This is a genomic window from Natrinema versiforme (assembly GCF_005576615.1).
GTDB classification, from domain to species: domain Archaea; phylum Halobacteriota; class Halobacteria; order Halobacteriales; family Natrialbaceae; genus Natrinema; species Natrinema versiforme_A.
Genome location: NZ_CP040330.1, coordinates 2,591,699 through 2,614,162, shown reverse-complemented (window position 1 = coordinate 2,614,162; position 22,464 = coordinate 2,591,699). Strand labels below are relative to the sequence as shown.

The following is a 22,464-nucleotide window of genomic DNA, read 5'->3' as shown; positions in this document are numbered from 1 at the left end:
CCATGGGGCATTAAAACGAATAGAAAATATTATCACCCCGTATTCGGAATGGGAAGGTAGGATGAGTGCTTCAGAGTCGCTTCGACAGGAGACCAGCGAGCGGGGAACGTGGGACGACGTGCGCGAGCTGCCGCCGAGCGCGAAACTCGTCGCGAAGGTCCTCGAGTACAACGACACGATGACCCAACAACAGATCGCCGACGAGACGCTCCTCCCCTCTCGGACCGTGCGGTACGCGCTCAACCGACTCGACGAGGAGAACGTCATCGATTCGCGCTTTTCGTTCTCCGACGCCCGCAAGCGCCTGTACAGTCTCGATATCGAATCGTAACTGGCGTTCGTCGTGTCGATTGCAGCCGTTCTCGCTTCTGTTTCTCTCGTCTGCGAGCGCGACACGGTCGGCCGTCTCGAGGGTCTCCGAACTGTCCGTACTACTTTCACTTCGGTCACGGAACCCCTTTAGGGCGGGCTCGCCAACGACTGGCCAATGACGCGGGTACTACACACGGGCGATACCCACCTTGGGTACCAGCAGTACAATTCGCCCGAGCGACGACAGGACTTCCTCGAGGCGTTCCGGACCGTCGTCGAGGACGCGGTCGCGGACGACGTCGACGCGGTGGTCCACGCCGGCGACCTCTTTCACGACCGCCGGCCGGGACTGGTCGACCTGCAGGGAACCGTCGACATCCTCCGGGTGCTCGCCGACGCCGACATCCCCTTTCTCGCCGTCGTCGGCAACCACGAGTCGAAACGCGACGCCCAGTGGCTCGATCTCTTCGCGGATCTCGGACTGGCGACCCGGCTCGGTGCCGAGCCGGTCGTCGTCGACGACATCGCCGTCTACGGGCTGGACTTCGTCCCCCGCTCACGGCGGGACGATCTGACCTACGATTTCGACGCCGTCCCGGACGATGCGGCGTACGCGACGCTGGTGAGCCACGGCCTCTTCGAACCCTTCGCGCACGCGGACTGGGATACCGAGACGGTCCTCGAGGAGTCGACGGTCGATTTCGACGCTGTCCTGCTGGGGGACAACCACAAACCGGACACCGCGGAGGTACGCGATACGTGGGTCACCTACTGCGGGTCGACCGAGCGCGCGAGCGCCAGCGAGCGCGAGGACCGGGGCTACAACCTCGTCGATTTCGCGGACGACGAAGTCGCGATCAGCCGCCGGGGGCTCTCCTCGACCCGGGAGTTCGTCTTCGTCGACGCCGACCTCGCGGAGGGGGAAGGCGTCGACCGCGTGCAGGAACGCGTCCGCCAGCACGACCTCGAGGACGCGGTCGTCATCGTCACTGTCGAGGGCGAGGGCCGCCCCATCGCACCGGCCGCGATCGAGGAACTCGCCATCGACCGCGGCGCGCTCGTCGCCCGCGTCAACGATCGCCGCGAACTGCCCGACGAGGACGAGGACGTATCGGTGAGCTTCGCGAACCCGGACGACGCCGTCCGCGAACGGGTGCGCGAGATGGGGCTCAGCAACGCCGCGCTCGAGATCGACGAGACCGTCCGGAGCGGCGACCTCGCCGATTCGAACGTCCGCGAGTCGGTCGAACGGCGGGTTCGCGACCTGCTCGAGGACGACGAGTCGGCGTTCGAGCCCGCGCCGGAACGGGAACCGGGCGACGAGGACGTGACGACGGTCGCCGATCAGTTCGCGGACGAAAGCGGGACGGCGACAGACACGGCAGCGGCCGAGTCGACCGGCTCGGCGGACGCCGACGGCGACGCCGACAGGGCGGCCGCGACGAACGGAGGCGAGATCGAGGCCGAGGCGACCCCCGATGCCAGCGACGGCACGACTGCTGACATCGACGATGACGGCGACACTGACCCCGCCGAGACGGACGAAACTACTGATGCCGATGCCGACGCGGATACCGCGTCGCTGGGTGATTTCGCGTGAGAGTCGACCGCGTCCGCCTGTTGAACTTCAAGTGCTACGGCGACGCCGACCTTACACTCGAGCACGGGGTCACCGTCGTCCACGGCGTCAACGGCAGCGGGAAGTCGACGCTGCTCGAGGCGGTCTTCTTCGCGCTCTACGGCTCGAAGGCCTTGGACGATCGCACGCTAGACGACGTGATCACGACCGGCGAGGAAGAGGCCGAGGTCGAACTCTGGTTCACCCACGACGGCCGCGAGTATCACGTCGACCGCCGGCTCAAACTGCGCGGCGACCGCGCGACCACGACGAAGTGCGTCCTCGAGACGCCGACCGAGACGATCGAGGGGGCACGCGACGTGCGCCGGGAGGTGACCGAACTCCTGCGGATGGACGCCGAGGCGTTCGTCAACTGCGCGTACGTCCGGCAGGGCGAGGTCAACAAGCTCATTCACGCCTCGCCGAGCGACCGGCAGGACATGATCGACGACCTGCTCCAACTCGGCGCGCTCGAGGACTACCGCGAGCGGGCCAGCGAGGCCCGGCTCGGCGTCAAAACGGTGCTCGACGGCCAGCGCGAAGTCCTCGAGGACATCCGCAATCAGGTCGAGCAGAAAGAAGCGAAGGACCTCCACGAGCGGCTGAATAGCCTCGAGTCCCGCCGCGCCGACGTCGCGGAAGAGATCGAGCACTACGAAACGCAACGCGAGCAGGCTCAGGAAACCCTCGAGACGGCCGAAGACGTCCTCGATCGCCACGCGGAGACCCGCGACGAGATCGAGACGCTCGAGGAAGAGATCGAGGGGCTGCGGTCGAAGATCTCCGAGACCGAACGCAAGCGCGAGGACGCGAAAGACGAGATCGGCGAGGTCCGCGACCGACGCGAGGAACTCGCGGACGAGCGCGACGACCTGCTCGCGGAGACCGACCTCGAGGCCACGGACCCCGACGAGGAAGCGGTCGAGGAGCGAATCGCGGATCTCGAGGCCCGCGACGAGGAACTCCGGGACGACCTCGAGGACGTTCGCGTGACGATCACCGAAGGGAACAACGAGATCGAACGACTTCGGTCCGAGGCCGACGACCTCGAGACGCGGGCCGACGAGGCCCGCGAGGAGGCCGACGACCTCGAGGATCGGATCGACGCCGACGAGGAGGCGATCGCGGACCGCGAGGAGAAACTCGAGGACCTCGACGAGCAGATCGAGACCGCGCGAGCGACTTTCGAGGACGCGCCCGTCGAGTTCGGCGAGGCCGAGTCACAGCTCGAGGAACTCGAGGCCGAGCGCGAGGAACTGGTCTCGGAGAGCAACGATCTCACCGCCGATATCCGGACCGCCGAGAACGCGATCGAGGAGGGCGAGCGGTTACTCGAGGAGGGGAAGTGTCCCGAGTGCGGCCAACCGGTCGAGGACTCGCCCCACGTCGACGTACTGGATGAGCGCCGGGAGGAACTCGCCGACCTCGAGGCCGAGCGCGAGGAACTCGAGGCCCAGCGCGACGAGATCGACGATCGGATCGACCGCGCCGAGGACCTGCGGGAGGCCGAGCGGAACGTCGATCGGCTCGAGGAGAACCGCGACAACATCGAGCAACTGCTCGCGGAGAAACGCGAGACGCTGGCGGACCGCCGTGAACAGCGCGAGCGGCTCCACGAGGACGCCGACGAGTACGAAACCGAGGCCGAGGAAAAGCGTGCGGCGGCAGCGGAACGCGAAGCGGACATCGACGACGCGCGGGCCGAACTCGGCGCGATCAACACCGAACGCGGCGCGATCAAGGAGACCCTCGAGACGCTCGAACGAATCTCGGCGATCGCCGACGAGCGGGCGGCCCTCGAGAGCGAGATCGAAACCCTGCGGGAGCGACGCCAGGACTGGGAGACGATGAACGACGAGCGCCGCGAGGGGCTCTCCGAGAAGCGCGACCGCAAGCGCGACCTCGAGTCCGAGTTCGACGAGGAACGGGTCGAGACCGCCCGCGAGGACAAGCAAAACGCGGAGCAGTATATCGAGCAGGTCGACGACAAACTCGACGAACTCGAGGAGCAACGCAACGGCGTCCAGAACGCGATCGGCGCCGTCGAGAACGAGCTCGAGGAACTCGAGCGCCTCCGCGAGCGCCTCGAGAGCCTCGAGGATCGGTGTGAGCAACTCGAGTCGCTGTACGACGAGGCCGAGACGCTACAGACGACCTACGGGGAACTGCGGGCGGAACTGCGCCAGCGCAACGTCGAGACCTTGGAGCGGCTGCTCAACGAGACGTTCGATCTCGTCTATCAGAACGACTCCTACGCGGCGATCGATCTCGACGGCGACTACCGGCTGACGGTCTACCAGAAGGACGGCGAAGCGCTCGAGCCCGAGCAGCTATCCGGCGGCGAGCGGGCGCTGTTCAACCTCAGCCTGCGGTGTGCGATCTATCGGTTGCTCGCCGAGGGCGTAGAGGGAACCGCGCCGATGCCGCCGCTGATCTTGGACGAGCCGACGGTCTTCCTCGATTCGGGCCACGTCACGCAGCTCGTCTCGCTGGTCGAGTCCATGCGTGATCTGGGCGTCGAACAGATCGTCGTCGTCAGCCACGACGAGGAACTCGTCGGCGCGGCCGATTCGCTCGTCCGGGTCGAAAAGGACGCCACGTCGAACCGCTCGCGACTCGAGCGCGGCGAGCCGCCGGAAGCGGAACTGCTCGCGTCGGAGTAACACGACGCTTCGTCTCCGTTCGGTTCAGTTCGGCCGGCTCACTCGGGGTCGGTCATGGCCGTCTCGTCCGTCGCCTCGAGACTCGGGCGAATCGTCTCGAGTGCGGTCTCGCAGTCCTCGGTGAGCCGGTAGCCGCGCTCGCCGGCGACCTCCGTCTCCTCGAGCAGTCCGGCGGCGGTGAGGACCGTCAGCCGGCCGTGGAGGTCGCTCTCGCAGAAGTCGTAGCCGTCGAGCAGGGTCCGCACCCCGAGCGGGCCGCGCTCCGCGAGTTCGACCAACAGGCCGAGCGTCTCCTCGTCGTGGACGTTCGTCAGCAGCGTTAGCACCGGGTCGCCCACGCTTCGGGCGGCCGTCTCGAGGGACGATTCCTCGTCGACGACCTCGAGGCGGTCGTTCTGAATGTAACACTCGTTGCCGTTTTCGGGATCGCGGACGAGGCTCGCGCTGTCCGATCGCTTGAGAAGGAGGTAGCGTTTGCCGGTGTCGTCCTGAACGGATTTCATGAATGAGTCGGGTCGTCGGGTGTGTTCGATTCGTCCGTCGGGTCCGGTTCGGTCGTGGCGTCGGCATCGTCGGTCGGCTCCGATCCGTTCGGCGGGTCCGTCTCGAACGCGGTGTCCTGGTACTGCCAATACCGCCGCGCCGCGAACCCGCTCAGCACGAGTCCGATGACGAGCAGCCACCCGCCCGTCGTCGTGTCGCCCTCGAAGAGCAGAAACAGGACGCCGAGCGAGAGAGCAAGCAACGCGCCGTTGATCACGATGATAAGGACCCAGAACGCCTCGAGGAGGTCGTTCGGGGCGTCGGTCTCGTCGGTGGTTACGGTCGGAACGTCGACCGAGTTCGTGTACGGCTCCTCGTCGGCCTCGGCGGCGAGATCGTCCGTTTCGACGCTCGGAATCGTCAGCGAATCGTCGTCCGGGTCTTCGAAGGCGTCCTCGGGGTCGTCGTAGGGATCGTCGGGCTCCCAGTCCTCGGACTCGTCTTCGAACGGGTCGAACACCACGTTCGGCGGAAGGGCGACCGACAGGAAAAGTGTTCGCGTTTCGACGGCAGTTCAGGCCAACTCAGCGAGGGTGAGCGTCCGGGAGGTCTCCACCCACGCGAGCGGGTTCTCGGCGTCGTAGAAGACGACGCCGTCCTCGGTCTCGTAGGACTCGATCGTTGCGGTCCCCGCGGGTTCGCTACTCGGTTCGCTCGGATCCGTCGCGTCGTCGTTCACATGGGTGGACACATCGATCACCTGATCCTGTGCTATGTGTTACCAAGTTATATGTCTTGTTGCTCCCGCAAGCCGTCGGGCCTGAACCTCATATTATATTAATTATGAAAATCAGCGGCGCTCCTGCGCCGGCACCGCCGATCGGGGTGAGTGACGGCGGCGCGGGATCGATCACGCAGACGGGGATTGCAGGGGTTTTTATCCGCCGACTGCGAATCTCGGTATCATGACTGAGGCGGGCCAGACCGGACTCGCGGCGTTCGGCGGCGACTCCGACGAGAGCGACGACCGGCCGGCGGAAGAGGCGGCTGCCGTCGCCGGTAACGGCGGGTCGAACGCCGCGGAAGTGATCGACGTCGTCGAGGAGACGCTGCCCGAGCCCGAGGGCGAACTCGAGCTCGCGGTGATGCAGGTCGACTACACGATCGCCGGCTACGGGGACGAGGAGCGACCGATCATGCACGTCTTCGGGCGCACGCCCGAGCGCAAACTCGAGCACGTACAGGTGGTCGGGTTCAAACCGTATTTCTACGCGCCGACAGACTCACTCGAGCGACCGCCGGAGGAGCAGTACGACCGGCTGACGGGGAGCAGAGAGGTCGGCGAAGACGGCGAGCCCTACGAGAGCATTCGCGGCGAGAAACTCACCAAGATCTTCGGCCAAACGCCCCGCGACGTCGGGCAGGTGCGCGACGACTTCGAGCACTACGAGGCCGACATTCTGTTCCCGAACCGGTTCCTGATCGACAAGGACATCCGCAGCGGGCTTCGCGTGCCGGAGCGACGCGCCGAGGACGACTCGCTGGTCGTCCCCCACGACGAGGTCGAATCGGCCGCCGTCGACGCCGATCCCCGCGTCAACACGTTCGACATCGAGGTCGACGACCGCCACGGCTTCCCCGAGGACGGCGAGGAACCGATCGTCTGTCTCACCAGCCACGACTCCTACCGCGACGAGTACATCATGTGGCTCTACGAGGCCCCGATCGGCGACGGCGAGATCCCGACCGAGATCGAGGAGTACGACCCGATCGAGGGTGCTATCGACCACGAGGTTCGAGCCTTCGAGGAGGAGGAAGCCATGCTCGAGGCCTTCATCGAGTACATCGACACCACCGATCCCGACATCCTCACGGGCTGGAACTTCGAGGACTTCGACGCGCCGTACTTCCTCGACCGCCTCGAGGAACTCGCGGGCCCCCACCACGAGTACGACCTCTCGATCGATCAGCTCTCCCGGGTCGACGAGGTCTGGCGGAGCAACTGGGGCGGTCCTGACATCAAAGGCCGTATCGTCTTCGACCTGCTGTATGCCTACCAGCGGATGGTCTTCTCCGAACTGGACTCCTACCGGCTCGACGCCGTCGGCGAGGCGGAGTTAGGCGTCGGCAAGGAACGCTACGCCGGGGACATCGGTGACCTCTGGGAGGGCGATCCGACGCAGTTGCTCGCGTACAACCTCCGGGACGTGGAGCTGTGTGTCGAACTCGATCGGCAACAGGAGATCGTTCCCTTCTGGGACGAGGTGCGCTCGTTCGTCGGCTGTAAGTTAGAGGACGCGCCGACGCCGGGCGATGCGGTCGACATGTACGTCCTCCACGAGGCCCACGGCCGTTTCGCGCTCCCCTCGAAGGGCCAACAGGAGGCCGGCGAGGAGTACGAGGGCGGCGCGGTGTTCGAGCCGATCACGGGCGTCAAGGAGAACGTCACCGTGCTGGACCTGAAGTCGCTGTACCCGATGTGTATGACGACGGTCAACGCCTCGCCCGAGACGAAGGTCGATCCCGACGAGTACGACGGGGAGACGTATATCGCGCCGACCGAACCCGATCCGATCCACTTCCGCAAGGAACCCGACGGCGTCATGCGGGAGATGATTACCGAACTCCTCGCCGAGCGCGAGGAGAAGAAGGAACTGCGAAACGAACACGAGCCCGGAAGCCTCGAGTACGAGCAGTACGACCGCCAGCAGGGCGCGGTGAAGGTCATCATGAACTGCTTCACGCCGGATACGGAGGTTTTGACTCCTAGTGGCGTGCGCGAGATCACCGATCTCGAGATCGGCGACGAAGTGTATTCGCTCGATCCGGAGACGGAAGAACTGGAGATCAAGCCGGTCGTCGAAACCCACGACTATCCCGACTACGACGGCGGTCTGATCGATATCGAGACGAGCAAGATAGACTTCCGCGTCACGCCGAATCACCGCATGCTCGTCCGAAAGAACGAGAGAAACGGGATCACGGAAGACGAGTACAGCTTTGTCGAGGCCGGAAACCTCGACCGAGCGACGAACTATGAGCTCCCTCACGGGTGGGCGGGCCCCGACGGAGACAAGCTCGAGGAGGTCGATCTCACGGAACTGATCGACGGCGAATACGAAGTGTGGGTCAGACCGTCCGTTCACGGCCGCACGTTCACGGCGGAATTGGGCTGGACGCCGCGTCGCGTACCGAAAGCTGATGTCGGCAAAACGGGGTACGTCTTCACGGACGAGGAGTTCGAGGAACACCGTGAGTACATCGAAGAGGTCTGTGAGATGAGTTTCATTCACCGGGAATCCGGACGGAAATGGATTCCTCGGACCTACGATGGAGACGATTTCCTCGACCTGCTTGCATGGTTCGTAACGGAAGGAAACGTCTATACGTCCGAAGACAAGCAGTTCGGCGAGAATTTCCGCGGTTCGGCGACGACGGTAAACCTGGCGCAGGACAAACTGCCGGTTGCCGACGGCGGCGTCGACCACCACGCGACGATCGGCGAATTGCTCGATGACATGGATTTTGACTACTACGTCGATGATCGATGTTACACGGTCACATCGAAACTCCTCGGTGATCTATTGACGTCGCACTGTGGCGACGGCAGTTTCGAGAAGCGAATCCCCGAGTTTGTCTTCGAGTGCAGCAGCCAACAGAAACGACGGTTCCTCGAGGTACTCATCGACGGCGATGGCGATCGGCAGGTCAACTCCTGGCGGTATACTACCTCAAGCGATCGGCTCCGGGACGATGTCCTCCGTCTCTGTGCACATCTCGGCGTAACGGCAAACTACAATCGTGATAGCGGCTCGTGGCGCATCTACGTCACTGAGGGCTCGAAAAACACGCTTCGAATGCACCGAAGTGCGTCTCGAAGTACTGCTGACGACGGTGTTTACTGCGTTACCGTCGAGGACAACCACACGCTGCTCGCCGGCCGAAACGGGAAGTTCCAGTTCGTCGGTCAATCGCTATACGGCGTCTCGGGTTGGGAACAGTTCCGCCTGTACGACAAGGAAGCAGCATCTGCCATCACTGCCACTGGTCGCGAAGTCATCGAGTTTACCGAGACCGCTGCCAACGAGGAAGGCTATGAGGTTACCTACGGCGACACCGACAGCGTCATGCTCGAACTCGGTACCGACGTATCGAAAGCGGAAGCTATCGAAAAGTCGTTCGACCTCGAAGACCACATCAACGGTCGATACGACGATTTTGCGCACGAAGAACTAGGTGCCGAGTTCCACCGCTTCCAGATCGAGTTCGAGAAACTCTACCGGCGGTTCTTCCAGGCGGGCAAGAAGAAACGCTACGCGGGCCACATCACCTGGAAGGAGGGAAAGGACGTCGACGACATCGACATCGTCGGCTTCGAGTACCAGCGCTCGGACATCGCCCCGATCACCAAGGAGGTCCAGCACCGAGTCATCGAGATGATCGTCCGCGAGGGCGACGTCGAAGGTGCAAAGGAGTACGTCAACGGCGTCATCGAAGACGTCCGCGAGGGAGATATCTCGCTCGAGGACATCGCGATCCCGGGCGGGATCGGCAAGCGACTGGACAATTACGACACCGACACGGCACAGGTCAGGGGCGCGAAGTACGCCAACCTCCTGTTGGGCACCAACTTCCAGCGGGGCAGCAAGCCGAAGCGGCTCTACCTCGACCGGGTCGATCCGTCGTTCTTCGAGCGCCTCGAGGCGGAGGACGGGTTCGACGCCCGCACCGATCCGCTCTACGGCGCGTTCAAGCGCGATCCCGACGTCATCTGCTTCGAGTACGAGGATCAGATTCCCGAGGCGTTCGACGTCGACTACGACAAGATGCTCGAGAAGACGCTACAGGGCCCGATCGAGCGGATCCTCGAGGCGTTGGGGATTTCGTGGGAGGAGGTGAAAAGCGGGCAAGAGCAGACAGGGTTGGACTCCTATATGTAACGCGCGGAGCCGCCGAGTCCCGCCCGTCGCCTTCTATCGCTGACGCTCCGACGAGTTACATCGCCGTCTTCGGAGGCCAGACCGGCCTCTCGATCCGTTCCCATAGCCCGCCGATTTCACCGGCAAACGAGGGTCCGTATGGCGGTATTCCTCTTCCTACCCAAAGGCTAGTTTCCGAATGGGAAAATTATTTTGCGAATGTGTGACTGTATCCAATTGGATACGAAACCGTTATCAGTCATACGACCCACCATTCGGGTGAGCGAATACTATGGCACGTCTCGAACTAAACAACCTGCACGCGGAAGTAGCGGAGGGCGACGAGAAGATCCTCGAGGGCGTCAATCTCGAGGTCCAATCGGGGGAGATCCACGCCCTGATGGGACCGAACGGCTCCGGAAAGTCGACGACCGCGAAGGTCATCGCCGGCCACCCGGCCTACGAGGTCACCGACGGTGAGGTCCTCCTTCACTTAGAGGAGGGCGAGTTCGGTGAGGACATCGAGATCGACGAGGACCAGCGAACCTGGAGCCTGCTCGACCTCGAGCCCAACGAGCGCGCCGCGCTCGGTATCTTCCTCGGCTTCCAGTATCCCGCCGAGATCGAGGGCGTCACGATGACGAACTTCCTCCGCACGGCGCTGAACGCCAAGATCGAGGAGCGCGAGGAGCTCTTCGAGGACGAGGACGGCGACGAAGAAGAGGAGGAAGAAGGCTTCGAAACCTCGCCGATGGAGGGAGACGTCGACGAGGGTGAAGTCGGCGTCGCCGAGTTCCAGCAGATCCTCCAAGAGAAGATGGAGCAACTGGACATGGACGAGAAGTTCGCCCAGCGCTACCTCAACGCCGGCTTCTCCGGCGGGGAGAAGAAGCAAAACGAAGTGCTGCAGGCCGCCATCCTCGAGCCCTCGGTCGCCGTTCTCGACGAGATCGACTCCGGGCTCGACATCGACCGACTGCAGGACGTCTCCGAGGGCATCAACGCGCTGCGCGACGAGCAGGGCACCGGGATCCTCCAGATCACCCACTACCAGCGAATCCTCGACTACGTCGAGCCCGATCACGTCCACGTGATGCTCGACGGTCAGATCGCCAAGAGCGGCGGGCCGGAGCTCGCCGAGAAGCTCGAGGACAAGGGTTACGACTGGGTCCGCGAAGACGTCTACGGCACTGCGTAACGGAATTCGACTAGAACAACCGTAATAACGCTACAGCCGTAAACACAACTACATCAATCATGAGTTCAGATCAAGACCACCTACAAGAGACAGACACCGAGGCCCGATTCGAGTTCAAGAAGGAGGAGAACTCCGCGGTCCGATCCGGCAAAGGCCTGACCGAAGAGGTCATCCGCATGATCTCCGACGACAAGGACGAGCCCGACTGGATGCTCGAGCGGCGTCTCCGCGCGCTCGAGCAGTATCACAACATGCCGATGCCGTCCGACTGGCCCGGCATGCCCGACCTCTCCGAACTGGACGTCGAGGAGATCATTCCGTACATCCGACCGGACGTCGACAAGCGCGAAGGCGTCGACGACTGGACGGAACTGCCCGACGAGATTCAGGACACGTTCGACAAGCTCGGCATCCCGGAAGCGGAGAAGAACGCCCTCTCGGGCGTCGGTGCCCAGTACGAGTCCGAGGTCGTCTACCAGAACATGCAAGAGCAGTGGGAGGAGAAGGGCGTCATCTTCTGTAACATGGATGAGGCCGTTCGAGAGCACCCCGAGCTCGTCAAAGAGCACTTCATGACGACCTGCGTGCCGCCGAGCGACAACAAGTTCGCCGCGCTGCACGGGGCCGTCTGGTCCGGCGGATCGTTCGTCTACGTTCCGGAAGACGTCACCGTCGAGATGCCGGTCCAGGCCTACTTCCGGATGAATTCGGAGGGGATGGGCCAGTTCGAGCACACGCTCATCATCGCCGAGGAAGGGTCGGAAGTCCACTACATCGAGGGCTGTTCGGCCCCGAAGTACGGCACCCACAACCTCCACTCCGGCGGCGTCGAGGTCTTCGTCGGCGAAGACGCTCACGTTCAGTACTCGACCGTCCAGAACTGGTCGAAGAACACGTTCAACCTGAACACCAAGCGCGCCATCTGCGAGGAGAACGGCACGATGGAGTGGGTCTCGGGCAGCATGGGCTCGAAAGTGACCATGCTCTACCCGTGTACGATCCTCAAGGGTCGCGGCGCGACGGACACCCACATCACCATCGCCCTGGCGGGCGAGGGGCAGGACATCGACACCGGAGCGAAGGTCTACCACAACGCGCCGGAAACCAGCTCGACCATCGAGTCCAAGTCGATCTCCAAGGACGGCGGCCGAACCAACTACCGCGGCCTCGTCCACATCGCCGACGGTGCCGAGGGTTCGAGCACCGCCGTCGAGTGTGACGCCCTGATGTTCGACAACGAGTCCACGTCGGACACCATGCCGTACATGGAGATCGAGGAGTCGAAGGTCGATGTCGCACACGAGGCGACCGTCGGCAAGATCGGCGACGAGGACATCTTCTACCTCCAGAGCCGCGGACTGGACGACGACGACGCCAAGAAGATGATCGTCGCCGGCTTCATCGAGCCGATCACGGAGGAACTGCCGATCGAGTACGCGGTCGAACTCAACCGTCTCATCGAACTCGAGATGGAGGGGAGCCTCGGATAATATGAGCGCAGGAACACAGGTACACGCCAATCTGACCGAAGAACAGGTACGCGAAATCAGCGGGGATCTCGACGAGCCCGACTGGCTCACGGAGACCCGACTCGAGGCCCTCGCGGCCCTCGAGGAGCTCGACATGCCGGACGTCATCCGAACGCCGGGTCGGGACTGGACGAACCTCCACGACCTGGACTTCGAGTCCCTCGTGGACCCGCTGAACGCGGCCGAGGACAAGGATCAGGTCGGTCCCGAAGAAGCCGAGGTCCTGTCCTGGAGTGACGCCGTCCAGGAACACGAGGACCTCCTCAAGGAGCACTTCGGTAGCATCGTCGACCCGCAGGAGAACTACCTGACGGCGCTCTCGACGGCGCTGTTCAGCACCGGGACGGTCATCTACGTCCCCGAAGGCGTCGACGCCGAGGATGTCGCCATCCGGACCGAGCAGAACTCCCGATCGCTGTTCAACTACACGCTCGTCGTCACCGAGGAGTCGTCCTCGGTCACGATCCTCGAGCGCCAGTCGACCGGCGCAGAACAGGACGAGCAGTACTACAGCGGCATCGTCGAGGTCGCCGCCGGCGAGAACAGCTACGTGCAGTACGGCAGCCTCCAGAACCTCTCGGAGGAGGCCTACAACTTCACCGTCAAGCGCGGCGTCACCGACACCTACGCCACGATCGACTGGATTGAAGGCAACCTCGGGACGCAACTGACCAAGACCGAGGTCTCGACGGAGCTTCGCGGGGAGTCCTCTGAGACGCAGATCGTCGGGGCCTTCTACGGCCACAACGATCAGCACTTCGACCTCGACGCGAAGGTCTGGCACCGCGCCGAGCACACGACCGCAGATCTCGTCACCCGCGGCGTCACCGACGACATCGCCCGCTCGGTCTACGAGGGCGTCCAGGACGTCGGCTCCGACGCGTGGGACACCAGCTCCTACCAGCGCGAGAACACGCTGATGCTCTCCGACGAGAGCGAGGCCGACGCCTCGCCGAAGCTGATCATCAACAACCACGACACCGAGGCCAGCCACTCCGCGACGGTCGGCCAGATCGATCAGGAGGACCTGTTCTACATGACCTCCCGCGGTGTCGACCCGCGGGCCGCGCGGAACATGCTCGTCGAGGGCTTCTTCGTGCCCGTCCTCGAGGAAGTCGACGTCGACGAACTCCGCGACGATCTCACGGAATTGATCGGCGCTCGGCTCCGCCAGCGCGACTAACCGCCGTCGCCCTGTCGTCGCTGTCGCACCCGATTTGACCGCCGTTTCTCGCGTTTTCGCTGTCCGTGCTCCGAGACGACTAAGTAACAGCGGCTCTCTTGTGATGATATGAGTCTGGGACAGCGTGTCTCGAGCGACCACCAGCTGACCCGATTGCTGCAGATCGGGGTCGTGCTGGAGGAACTCGTCGAGTCACGCGCCGCCCACCACATCGACTCGCTCCCGCCGGCGGAGCGGGCGGAATTCGACGAGGAGGTGGAAGAGTTGCTCGCGGAGGCCGCCGCGGAGTCGGCCGAGCACCGCGAGCGACTCGAGGCGCTGATCGACGATCTCGAGGCCGAAACGGTCGGATACGAGGAAATCAACGCACTGGTCGACGCCCAATATGGGCCGCCGGAGGACACCGACGGCGTCCTCTACGATCAGTTAGCAAACGAGGAGACGGCCTACAAGTTCTACGACGACCTGATCGAGGCGATCGAGGCCTCCGAGTCCGAGTTCGCCGTCGATCGCGACCGGCTGCTCGAGACGCTGTCTACCATCCGCGAGGAGGAAAAGGAGGGCGTCGAGGAAGTGACCGAGATCATGGAGCACAGAGCATGAACGGGGTAACGGCGAACGCGGCGGCCGCGACCGTCGACGACGGAGCGGTCGAGACGCGAACCGATTCCCGGGTTCGGGTATACCGGCGAGGGACCGACGCGGCACGCAACGTGACCGACGGAGGGACGCTATGAACACCGCAGATCAATATCTCAAGGCGATCTATCTGGCGCAACGAATCGAGGACGGTCCCGCATCGACCGGCACGCTCGCGGACTTGCTCGAGGTGAGCCCGGCGAGCGTCAACGAGATGATCGGGAAACTCGAGGACCGCGAACTCGTCGACCACGAGAAGTACAAGGGTGCCAGCCTGACCGACGAGGGGCTCGAGCGCGCCCACAACGCACTGCAGACCTACTGTATCATCGAGCGGTTCCTCGCGAACGTCCTCGAAGTCGAGGAGTTCCGCGACGAGGCTCGCGCGCTCGAGAGCGTCATCGACGACACGGTCGCCGAACGGCTGGACACGATCATCGACCGGCCCGAGCAGTGCCCCGACTGTTTCGACGCCGAGCAGGACTGCTGTGAACTGCTGGAACTCGAGGCCAGCGGTCGCGCGGACTGAGGCTCACTTTTCGGTTTCGGAACCCGGTTCAATCGGGTCGATGTCCCCGTCTTCGGAGTTACCGAATCGAATGTAGCGACGCCCGACGAGCGCGGCGGCCGCGAGGGCGACGGCGACTGCCACGGCCAGCCCGACCGGGAACGACCACGAGTCGCCCGACCAGTCGGCGTCGAACACGTCGGCGTAGTAGCTCGCGACCTCGTCTCCGTGCAGCGCGACGAGCACCTCGCGGTTGTTCTCGAGCGAATTTGCGTTCCAATTCGCACTGCCGACGACGGCGGTCTCCCGGTCGATCACGACGCCCTTAGCGTGGACCTTTTCGAACCGATCGGTACCCTCGACGAGGCGGACCTCGAGCGGGAGGTCCTCTTGCTCGGCGACCCGCTCGAGGTCGGCCGCGAGCGCCTCGTTCTCGTCGGCGTTGTACCACGCCGACCCGAGCAGGATTCGAACGTCGACGCCGCGGCGCGCCGCCGCGAGCGTCTCCTTGAGCACCGAGACGTCAGCGGCGATAGTGGGCTGGATGACGAGGATTTCGTCGTCGGCGTCGGCCAGCAATTCCTGCAACCGTCGGTCGGCGTTGTCCGGCGCGAGCAGGAGCTCGGCCGACTCGACGGGGATCGTCGCTGCCTCGTGGTTCGTCGGGAACACGGACCCGGAGTCGGTGGCCACAAAGTCTTGACCGTCTTCCTCGACGAACGAGGTGGTCCTGCGATAGGTCTCGCCGGACACCGTGTCTCGACCCGCGAAGTCGGCGCGAAAGACGGTCGCGAGGTCGGCTGCCAGACCCTCGTCCGCGAGTCGGACGCCCCAGCCGCGGCTGCTCTCGCCGCCGACGCCCGACGGCTTCCAGTTCTCGCTGGTGACCAGCACGCGGTCGTCGGCGACGGCGTATTTGGGATGGTGATACCGATACCGCGCGCCCTCGCCGCCGGTGGCTCGCACCTCGACGCCGCCCGACTCGAGCGTCTCGATGACGCCGTCGGTCGGTGCTGGCGTCCCGCCGACGGGGCTCGCCTCGAGGAGGACCTTGACGTCGACGCCGCGCTCGGCCGCGGCGGCGAGGTCGGCGGCGATCGTTTCGGAGGTGACGGTGTAGCCGGCCAGCAGGAGCCGATCGTCGGCGTTTCGGATCGTTTCTCGTGGAATTTCGGGCCCATCGGGGAGGACGAACGCCGTGGCGTCGTCGACCTCGCTGCTCGAGACGGGGAGACAGGTCGCGTCTCGCGGCCACCACTCCCCCTGCGTCGGCCGCTCATCGCCGTTGCCAGCGGTTCGATACCACCGTTCCGCAGTCGGCGCGCGCTCGTAGGCAACCGAATCGATCGTGGCCGTCGCGTTTCGCAGTCGGAGGTCGTCGCCGTCGGCCGCGAGTTGGAGGTGACCCTCGAGTTCGAGGACCGGCGCGTCGGTCAGCGTTCGCGTGACGTTCGGAGCCGTGCTCACGGCGACACGTTCGGAAACCGTCTCGTTCGGGAGTCTCGCCGTCGTGTGGCCGTCGGTGAGCGTGACGTTCTCGAGTCGGGTTTCGGGCGGCGTCTCGAGGACGACGAACTCGCCGACGTTTCCGTCGGTCGTCGGATTCGGGTAGAGGCCGACGATTCGCGGTTGCGTCGGGGTGTCGCTGCTAGTTGCGTATCCGTCAGCGGCCCGAGCGGGACAGGCGAGGGGACCAGCAGCCGGGTTCGAGTTCGAGTCCGCAATCGCTCGAGCGGCGGGTCGATCGCCCACCGCGGTCCCGTAGGCGACCGCAAAGCTCGCGAGGACCGCGGTACTACAGAGGAGACTGCAGACGAATACGGTGACGAGGGCGGCCCGCCGGGCGTGCATCGATCCCTCTGGCCGCGTATCCGTACTTAAAATGTCGGAGCGACGAGATCGGTTCGGTTCGATCGTCGACAGGGTTCGACGGTCCGTTCGTCAGGCCGCGGGCTCGAGGTCGGCGTTCTCGGCTTCGGCCTGGACGAGATACGCGCGGTCGTCGTCGTAGTCGGCGACGATCTCGAGGGCCTCCTGCGTGCCGATGCGGTTGAGCGCCCACGCGGCGCTGGCGCGGACGCGGTCGGAATCGTCGTCTTCGAGGACGTCCGCGAGCGGCTCGATGGCACGGGTGTCGCCGATCAGGCCGAGCGCGCGAGCGGCCCAGCTACGGACATCGGCCTCGTCGGCGACGAGCTGTTGGGCGACCGGCTCGACCGCGTCCGCGGCACCGATTTCGCCGAGCGCGCGGAACGCGGGCTGTTGGAGGTTCGGGTTGGAGTCGACGTAATCGACTAGTGTCTCGACGATCTCCTCGTTCTCGACGCCGATCTTCCCGAGGATACGCATGGCGGCCTGATCGCGCCGGTTCGCCTTCTGTAGCATCGCGTCGATGGCCGGCTCCGCGCTGGAACCCATGCGCTCGAGCGATTCCATGCAGTGTTCCTCCATGAAGTCGGAGTCGAAGGTATCGAGCGCGAGCAGGATCTGATCGACGTTGCCCTGCTTCTCGTGGACCTTGAGCGCGTGCCACTCCGGCGGGAAGTCCTTGACGTGGTCGAGCACGTCGTAGTAGCCCTCGCGGCGGAGCTGTTCGCGGATCTCGAGGTCGGTCCACTCGGTCGCGTCGTCGATATCGCTCTGGAGGTCGTCGGTCGCCTCGAGCAGGCCGGCGATCGTCTCGGCGTCGTCGTCCGCGTCGAGGGCGGCGTCCTCGACGGCTGTAGCCGCGTTGTCGAGGGTCGCGTCCAACTGATCGGGGACCGTCTCGCCCTCGTTGACCAGCGTGACCGAGCTTCCGAGCAGGTCGTTCAGGTCGTCGAGGAAGTCGTCGACCGCCTCGATCAGTTCGGCGTTGCCCTCCTCGGTCCAGCGGGTGCCCGTGATCGTCCCGCTCGCGTCGTCGATCTCGTCCACGACGTCTTCCCCGTAGGGACCGCGCTGGTCCTCGAGATCGGACTCGAGGTCCGAGAGGTCGCTCTCGATCTCGTCGTACTCGTCCTGTAGCTCCTCTTCGGGCGCAGGTTCCTCGTCTTCTTCCTCGTCCTCGTCGTCGGTCTCGGGCGGTTCCGGCACCTCGACGCTCTCGAGTTCGGTCCGGAAGGAGTCGAGATCGGCCTCGACGACATCGAGGTCGTCTTCGGTCTCGGCCGCCTCGAGGTTCGACTCGAGCCCCTCGATATCGGCGGCGAGGGCCTCGAGCCGTTCGCGGATGGCCTCGAGGTCGACCGACTGCTCCGCCTCGTCCGCTTCCCCTTCGGCGGCCGCGTCGTCACCGGTCGTCTCGTCCTCGCTCATAGTCCCACCTCGGGACGACGCCGACGCGTGACAGTGTACATACTCTACGGTCGTGTCAGCACGGCCCTAAGCGTTTCCATGCACGTCGACCTCGCCGGTCCGCTCGGCGTCGCCCCAGTAGAGCCACGGACTGAGTGCCATGTAGGCGAGTCCGAGCGTCAGGAGGGCGTAGGGAAACGTCCGACCGACGAAATTCGGCACGAGAATCGCGAGCGCGTGGACGACGCCCATGATCGCGGCGTCTCGAGCCAGCAGATCGGGGTACTGAATCCGCGAGACCATCAGGTAACAGAACGCGCCGGTGACCGCGAGCACGAGCCACGGTTGGGTCTCGCCCGCGAGGATGGCCGCGCCCAGAACGGTCGCGGCCAGCGTCGTCTGGACGCCCTCGGTGTAACTACCCGAGATGTCGTAGGCGGTGTACATCCCGAGTCGGGTGACGGCCATCGCGACGAACAGCGCACAGACCGCGGTTACGACCAGCAGTTCGGGGGTGATCGCGTCGAACCCGACCTCGAGGCCGTCGGTGACGACGACGAAGGAGAGCACTGCGGGGGCGACGGCGAAGGAGGCGACGTCGGCGAGCGAATCGAGGTAGGGACCGGCGTCGGTGCCACCGTAGCGGCGCGCGAGGATGCCGTCGAGGCCGTCCGCGATCGCCGCCAGCAGGATGAGTCGGGCGGCGAGATCGATATCGACGACGGCGACGACGACCGCGACGAACCCCAGCGCGGCGTTTGCGATCGTCACCGCGTCGGCGATCCCGAGCCGACCGGCGAACCGGGGGAGCATATGCCCGGATTCGACGGGGAGCTACCTTACGTGTTTTCGTTTCCACGGGGCCGCCGTTTTCGAGAACTGAACCGGGGCGGTTATACCGCGACTCTCCTAACGGTCACATATGCAACGGCGCGTCTATCTCGCCGCCGTCGGAACCGCCGTGTCGGCCACTCTGGCGGGTTGTTCGTCCGTCCGCAGCGCGTTCGATGACGACGAATCCTGCAGCGGAGCGGACTGTTACATCGGGATGACTCGCACCGAGTTCACCCCCGAGAGCCACGAGGTCTCGGTCGGAGACACCGTCGTCTGGAAGAACACCAGCGAGGCCTATCACACCGTCACGGCCTACGAGAGCAAGATTCCGGACGAGGCCGAGTACTTCGCGTCGGGCGGCTACGAGAGTCAGGCGGCCGCCTACGACGCGTGGGACGACCACGGTGGCGAGCTCGGGACGCGCGATACGTACGAACACACCTTCGAGGTCCCGGGCACCTACGACTACTTCTGTATCCCCCACGAGCGAGCCCAGATGGTCGGCGAAATCGTCGTCACCGAGTAACGGACCTGACGCGCCACTGTCTACGGCGTACCGACACCGCTACACCATACCGCGCTGTGACTCGAGTCCGGCAGGGCCACGTTTATCCCTCGAGGAACGCATGTCACTGCCGTAATGATCGTTATTCGCGCGAGCTTTCCGCTCGACCCCGACCGTCGCGACGACGCGCTCGAGTTGATCGAGGATCTCGTCGCCGAGTCCCGGACGGAAGACGGCGTGATCGACTACCGGGCCGCGACGGACGTCTCCGATCCGAACCTCGTCCGGTTCTTCGAGCAGTACGAAGACGAGGCCGCGTTCGCCGAACACGGCCAGAGTGAGCACTTCCGGGAGTTCGCGGCGGCGCTCCCCGACCTCCTCGCCGGCGAACCCGACGTTACCAGATTCGACATCGAGTCGGCAGAAGACGTCGAGCTCTGAACGCAGGGCTAACTTCACTGCCGAGGGATCGGTTTTCGGACTGTGACTGCGTTCGGAGCCGCGACGCTCTCCGATCGCCACGCCAGCGAACCGTCGCAAAATATCGAAACGAGTCTCGAGAAAATTCGAACGAATTCGCCGTCGAATCAGTCGCTCGTCGCGACGTCTTCGTCGTCGACGTCGACCGCGGTCGCTTCCTCTTCGGCGACTTCTTCGGGGTGGGCCTCGAGGGTGGCCTTCTGGATCTCGACGCGGCGCAGCGGGTAGATCGTCTTGGCCTCGCCGTAGATACCCGAGGAGAGACGACCTTCGACGACGCTGTCGATGAGTTCCTCGAAGGAGCGCTCCTCGGCGGCCGCTTCGATCATCTGGACCATCTGTTCGCGGATGGCCTTCTCCTGACTCGCGTCGGCCTTCTTGGTCGTGAAGGCGACGGGCTGGATCTGGACGCGGTAGTCGTCCGTCGTGAGGACGGTGACGTAGGCCTCGATCTTGGAGGCACCGCGTCGAACGAGCGAGCGCAGGTAGTCCCGCGTCAGCGAGTGTTCGACGAATTCGGTGTAGGCGCTGTCGCTGCCCACGTCCGTGATCTTGAACGTGAGCTTCGTGTTGTTCTCGCTTGCGTTGTTGTTGAGTTCGCCGAGCGTCGTCTCGAGCGTTCGGCCGTAGACTTTCTCCGGTTCGTCAGCGGGGGTTTCGCCGAGTTCCTGGCGGTCGAACTGCTCGGGTGCCAGAACGGTGTACCACCGCTTTTCCTGTTTCGCACGTGAAACTGATCGTTCACTCATTGTGTTGTATCGTGTTCTGAGTCGCTGTCGGTGTCGGACACAGGTCCCGTGTCCGTCGGTTCGTCGCGCTGTACAGTCCGTGCCTGCTCGACGATGTCGATCGCGACCTCGAGGTTGACGACGTAGTCGTCGACCGTCGACTGGAGTCCACTCGTCGTCTCGCGGTCGATCCGCGTGACGATCGCGGCTGCGTGATCGTCGTCTGCCGTCGCTTCGCTTCCGTCGCGCTCGACGGTCTCGACGGTCGTCGACATCTCGTCGGTGTTGTCCGGGCTGAGCGCCCGCGCGACGAGTGCCGCATCGTCGTGGGCCGTCCTGATCGTCGCTCGCCGGCTCATAGCAGGTCCCTCACTGCCGCGATGATCGTCGATTCGTCCACGTCGGGATCGTACCGAAGGTAGCCGCGCCGGTGGCCGACATCGTACTCGACGCCGGTATCGGTCTCGGATTCATCGTCCGCCTCCGGATCCGTCTCCGTCGCCGCGCCCGCGAGTTCGCGAGCGACGCCCTCGACGGTCGCGCCGAGGGAGCCGGTCTCGCGGGTCGCGATTGCCGCCTCGCCATCCGAAACGACGAGGACGGTCGGTTCCGGTGATCGGGCGGCCGCCGCGACCTGTGCCACCGCTTCGACGGGGCCGTCGTCGATTCCGACGACGAACAGCCCGTCGTAGCGACCGGTCGACGCCGCCTCGAGGGCCGCGTGAGCGCGGCGTCCGCGCTCGCGCCACGCCTCGAGTGCGGGTTCGCGGACGTCGTGGCCCAGCACGAGCGCCGTGCCCGTTCCGGGGTCGGTCCGTGCCAGCGCCTCGAGCACGTCGGCGAAGCCGCCGAGCGTCGCGAAGGGGGCGTCGGGCGTGGCGTCAGGTCGCAGCGCCCGGCCGATCGTCTCCGCGGCAGCGTCGGTGGCGTCGTCGGCACCGACGGCGTCGAGTGCGACCAGCGAGCCGATCGTGCGATGATCGTCCGCGTCGAGCGCGTCGGGATCGCCAACGTCGGCGTCCGAAAACGCCTCGCGGGCCGCGTCGGGATCGCCCGACCACGGCGCGCGAAGGCGCGTCGAGTACGCGAGCCCGTCGATCGGATCCGCGGTCGGCACCGCGACGCCCGGTCGCCGTTCGAGGCGGTCGCGTTCGCGTGCGGTCTCGAGAAGCCACTCGCTCTCGCCCGCACCGGGGTCGCCGCCGCTGGCGACGAGGCCGGCGAGTGCGAGCACCGGGTCCGGCGTCGCACCGAGTTCGCGGACGAGATCGACGGCCTCGAGGGCTGCGGGTCGGTCCGTCGCCTCGAGTTCGAGGACGCGGGACTCGGCGGCGGCCGCGTCCGCGGCCCCGACGACGACCGTCACGTCGCCGTCGTTGGTCGGCCCTCGAGCGCGCTCGGATCGCTCCGCGATCGTCCGTCCGACGGTCACCTGAAACGGCGTCTCGCGCTCGTCGAGGGCGCTCGCGAGGAGGCCGCTCGCGGCGAGCGCGTCGCCGTCCGCGCGGGTGACCAGCCGAACGAAGCCGGCGCTCTCGAGTGCGCTCGTGGCGGACACCGGCTCGGCGGATCGACCCTCGGTGGACATC

At 65.0% G+C, this 22,464-nt stretch carries 21 protein-coding genes; 12 read left to right on the top strand and 9 right to left on the bottom strand.

Going from position 1 to position 22,464, the window contains the following annotated elements; translation table 11 throughout:
- The first annotated feature begins 61 nt into the window (after positions 1–61).
- The 3 genes from FEJ81_RS12850 (at position 62) to rad50 (ending at position 4,593) form a co-directional block, all read left to right on the top strand.
- Positions 62–331 carry a MarR family transcriptional regulator gene (locus FEJ81_RS12850; protein WP_138245663.1) on the top strand — a complete coding sequence of 90 codons (270 nt, stop codon included), beginning with the start codon at positions 62–64 and terminating at the stop codon, positions 329–331.
- Between the two features lie 156 nt (positions 332–487).
- On the top strand, positions 488–1,912 hold the full coding sequence (gene mre11, locus FEJ81_RS12845) for a DNA double-strand break repair protein Mre11 (RefSeq protein WP_138245662.1): 1,425 nt from the start codon (positions 488–490) through the stop codon (positions 1,910–1,912).
- Positions 1,909–4,593 carry a DNA double-strand break repair ATPase Rad50 gene (gene rad50 / locus FEJ81_RS12840; protein ID WP_138245661.1) on the top strand — a complete coding sequence of 895 codons (2,685 nt, stop codon included), beginning with the start codon at positions 1,909–1,911 and terminating at the stop codon, positions 4,591–4,593. Before mre11 ends, rad50 begins: the two co-directional genes overlap by 4 nt.
- Before the next feature lie 38 nt (positions 4,594–4,631).
- Here the strand turns inward: rad50 and FEJ81_RS12835 are convergent, their stop codons facing one another.
- From FEJ81_RS12835 to FEJ81_RS12825, 3 genes are read right to left on the bottom strand one after another with little or no spacing between them, the layout of a single operon-like run.
- The gene (locus FEJ81_RS12835) at positions 4,632–5,096 is read right to left on the bottom strand and encodes a DUF7346 family protein (RefSeq protein ID WP_138245660.1); all 465 of its coding nucleotides are present in this window, start codon (positions 5,094–5,096) and stop codon (positions 4,632–4,634) included.
- A complete protein-coding gene (locus FEJ81_RS12830; protein ID WP_138245659.1) occupies positions 5,093–5,599 on the bottom strand; it encodes a DUF7322 domain-containing protein in 507 nt (168 codons plus the stop codon). The genes FEJ81_RS12835 and FEJ81_RS12830 overlap by 4 nt, the downstream gene beginning before the upstream one ends.
- 51 nt (positions 5,600–5,650) lie before the next feature.
- Positions 5,651–5,836, bottom strand: coding sequence for a DUF7331 family protein (locus FEJ81_RS12825; protein WP_175416415.1), 186 nt, complete (start codon positions 5,834–5,836; stop codon positions 5,651–5,653).
- Between the two features lie 205 nt (positions 5,837–6,041).
- Between FEJ81_RS12825 and FEJ81_RS12820 the strand changes: the two genes are divergently transcribed.
- From FEJ81_RS12820 to FEJ81_RS12795, 7 genes are all read left to right on the top strand, one after another.
- On the top strand, positions 6,042–10,016 hold the full coding sequence (locus tag FEJ81_RS12820) for a DNA polymerase domain-containing protein (RefSeq protein ID WP_138245658.1): 3,975 nt from the start codon (positions 6,042–6,044) through the stop codon (positions 10,014–10,016).
- 271 nt (positions 10,017–10,287) lie between these two features.
- Positions 10,288–11,193, top strand: coding sequence for an ABC transporter ATP-binding protein (locus FEJ81_RS12815; protein WP_138245657.1), 906 nt, complete (start codon positions 10,288–10,290; stop codon positions 11,191–11,193).
- Positions 11,194–11,252: 59 nt separating this feature from the next.
- Entirely contained in the window at positions 11,253–12,683 is a 1,431-nt protein-coding gene (sufB, locus tag FEJ81_RS12810; protein WP_138245656.1) for a Fe-S cluster assembly protein SufB, read from the top strand.
- A gap of 1 nt (position 12,684) precedes the next feature.
- Positions 12,685–13,905, top strand: coding sequence for a Fe-S cluster assembly protein SufD (gene sufD, locus FEJ81_RS12805; protein WP_138245655.1), 1,221 nt, complete (start codon positions 12,685–12,687; stop codon positions 13,903–13,905).
- A gap of 108 nt (positions 13,906–14,013) precedes the next feature.
- The gene (locus tag FEJ81_RS12800; RefSeq protein ID WP_138245654.1) at positions 14,014–14,508 is read left to right on the top strand and encodes an enoyl-CoA hydratase/isomerase family protein; all 495 of its coding nucleotides are present in this window, start codon (positions 14,014–14,016) and stop codon (positions 14,506–14,508) included.
- Entirely contained in the window at positions 14,505–14,642 is a 138-nt protein-coding gene (locus FEJ81_RS23225) for a hypothetical protein (protein ID WP_175416414.1), read from the top strand. The genes FEJ81_RS12800 and FEJ81_RS23225 overlap by 4 nt, the downstream gene beginning before the upstream one ends.
- Positions 14,639–15,073, top strand: a complete 435-nt coding sequence (locus FEJ81_RS12795; RefSeq protein WP_138245653.1) for a metal-dependent transcriptional regulator — start codon at positions 14,639–14,641, stop codon at positions 15,071–15,073. Before FEJ81_RS23225 ends, FEJ81_RS12795 begins: the two co-directional genes overlap by 4 nt.
- A 3-nt stretch (positions 15,074–15,076) precedes the next feature.
- Here the strand turns inward: FEJ81_RS12795 and FEJ81_RS12790 are convergent, their stop codons facing one another.
- The 3 genes from FEJ81_RS12790 to FEJ81_RS12780 form a co-directional block, all read right to left on the bottom strand.
- Positions 15,077–16,903: a phospholipase D-like domain-containing protein gene (locus FEJ81_RS12790; RefSeq protein ID WP_138245652.1), complete on the bottom strand. Its 1,827-nt coding sequence runs from the start codon at positions 16,901–16,903 to the stop codon at positions 15,077–15,079.
- Between the two features lie 90 nt (positions 16,904–16,993).
- On the bottom strand, positions 16,994–18,349 hold the full coding sequence (locus FEJ81_RS12785; protein WP_138245651.1) for a HEAT repeat domain-containing protein: 1,356 nt from the start codon (positions 18,347–18,349) through the stop codon (positions 16,994–16,996).
- A gap of 66 nt (positions 18,350–18,415) precedes the next feature.
- Positions 18,416–19,141, bottom strand: a complete 726-nt coding sequence (locus FEJ81_RS12780) for a protein sorting system archaetidylserine synthase (protein ID WP_138245650.1) — start codon at positions 19,139–19,141, stop codon at positions 18,416–18,418.
- Between the two features lie 109 nt (positions 19,142–19,250).
- Between FEJ81_RS12780 and FEJ81_RS12775 the strand changes: the two genes are divergently transcribed.
- Positions 19,251–19,688, top strand: a complete 438-nt coding sequence (locus tag FEJ81_RS12775; protein WP_138245649.1) for a cupredoxin domain-containing protein — start codon at positions 19,251–19,253, stop codon at positions 19,686–19,688.
- Between the two features lie 114 nt (positions 19,689–19,802).
- A complete protein-coding gene (locus tag FEJ81_RS12770) occupies positions 19,803–20,108 on the top strand; it encodes a putative quinol monooxygenase (protein ID WP_138245648.1) in 306 nt (101 codons plus the stop codon).
- Between the two features lie 146 nt (positions 20,109–20,254).
- Here the strand turns inward: FEJ81_RS12770 and FEJ81_RS12765 are convergent, their stop codons facing one another.
- Genes FEJ81_RS12765 through FEJ81_RS12755 form a run of 3 tightly spaced genes read right to left on the bottom strand, consistent with a single transcriptional unit; the run spans position 20,255 to position 22,463 of the window.
- Positions 20,255–20,896 (bottom strand): 30S ribosomal protein S3ae, encoded by a 642-nt coding sequence (locus FEJ81_RS12765; protein ID WP_138245647.1) that lies wholly within the window; start codon positions 20,894–20,896, stop codon positions 20,255–20,257.
- A complete protein-coding gene (locus tag FEJ81_RS12760; protein ID WP_138245646.1) occupies positions 20,893–21,234 on the bottom strand; it encodes a KEOPS complex subunit Pcc1 in 342 nt (113 codons plus the stop codon). The genes FEJ81_RS12765 and FEJ81_RS12760 overlap by 4 nt, the downstream gene beginning before the upstream one ends.
- Positions 21,231–22,463 carry an exonuclease gene (locus FEJ81_RS12755; RefSeq protein ID WP_138245645.1) on the bottom strand — a complete coding sequence of 411 codons (1,233 nt, stop codon included), beginning with the start codon at positions 22,461–22,463 and terminating at the stop codon, positions 21,231–21,233. The genes FEJ81_RS12760 and FEJ81_RS12755 overlap by 4 nt, the downstream gene beginning before the upstream one ends.
- Position 22,464: the final 1 nt, after the last annotated feature.

Excerpts from the sequence above, each read along its gene's own strand:
- FEJ81_RS12850 (WP_138245663.1), top strand. The coding sequence starts at position 62 with ATGAGTGCTTCAGAGTCGCTTCGACAGGAGACCAGCGAGCGGGGAACG.
- mre11 (WP_138245662.1), top strand. The coding sequence starts at position 488 with ATGACGCGGGTACTACACACGGGCGATACCCACCTTGGGTACCAGCAG.
- FEJ81_RS12835 (WP_138245660.1), bottom strand. The coding sequence starts at position 5,096 with ATGAAATCCGTTCAGGACGACACCGGCAAACGCTACCTCCTTCTCAAG.
- FEJ81_RS12820 (WP_138245658.1), top strand. The coding sequence starts at position 6,042 with ATGACTGAGGCGGGCCAGACCGGACTCGCGGCGTTCGGCGGCGACTCC.
- FEJ81_RS12815 (WP_138245657.1), top strand. The coding sequence starts at position 10,288 with ATGGCACGTCTCGAACTAAACAACCTGCACGCGGAAGTAGCGGAGGGC.
- sufB (WP_138245656.1), top strand. The coding sequence starts at position 11,253 with ATGAGTTCAGATCAAGACCACCTACAAGAGACAGACACCGAGGCCCGA.
- sufD (WP_138245655.1), top strand. The coding sequence starts at position 12,685 with ATGAGCGCAGGAACACAGGTACACGCCAATCTGACCGAAGAACAGGTA.
- FEJ81_RS12800 (WP_138245654.1), top strand. The coding sequence starts at position 14,014 with ATGAGTCTGGGACAGCGTGTCTCGAGCGACCACCAGCTGACCCGATTG.
- FEJ81_RS23225 (WP_175416414.1), top strand. The coding sequence starts at position 14,505 with ATGAACGGGGTAACGGCGAACGCGGCGGCCGCGACCGTCGACGACGGA.
- FEJ81_RS12795 (WP_138245653.1), top strand. The coding sequence starts at position 14,639 with ATGAACACCGCAGATCAATATCTCAAGGCGATCTATCTGGCGCAACGA.
- FEJ81_RS12790 (WP_138245652.1), bottom strand. The coding sequence starts at position 16,903 with ATGCACGCCCGGCGGGCCGCCCTCGTCACCGTATTCGTCTGCAGTCTC.
- FEJ81_RS12785 (WP_138245651.1), bottom strand. The coding sequence starts at position 18,349 with ATGAGCGAGGACGAGACGACCGGTGACGACGCGGCCGCCGAAGGGGAA.
- FEJ81_RS12780 (WP_138245650.1), bottom strand. The coding sequence starts at position 19,141 with ATGCTCCCCCGGTTCGCCGGTCGGCTCGGGATCGCCGACGCGGTGACG.
- FEJ81_RS12775 (WP_138245649.1), top strand. The coding sequence starts at position 19,251 with ATGCAACGGCGCGTCTATCTCGCCGCCGTCGGAACCGCCGTGTCGGCC.
- FEJ81_RS12770 (WP_138245648.1), top strand. The coding sequence starts at position 19,803 with ATGATCGTTATTCGCGCGAGCTTTCCGCTCGACCCCGACCGTCGCGAC.
- FEJ81_RS12765 (WP_138245647.1), bottom strand. The coding sequence starts at position 20,896 with ATGAGTGAACGATCAGTTTCACGTGCGAAACAGGAAAAGCGGTGGTAC.
- FEJ81_RS12760 (WP_138245646.1), bottom strand. The coding sequence starts at position 21,234 with ATGAGCCGGCGAGCGACGATCAGGACGGCCCACGACGATGCGGCACTC.
- FEJ81_RS12755 (WP_138245645.1), bottom strand. The coding sequence starts at position 22,463 with ATGTCCACCGAGGGTCGATCCGCCGAGCCGGTGTCCGCCACGAGCGCA.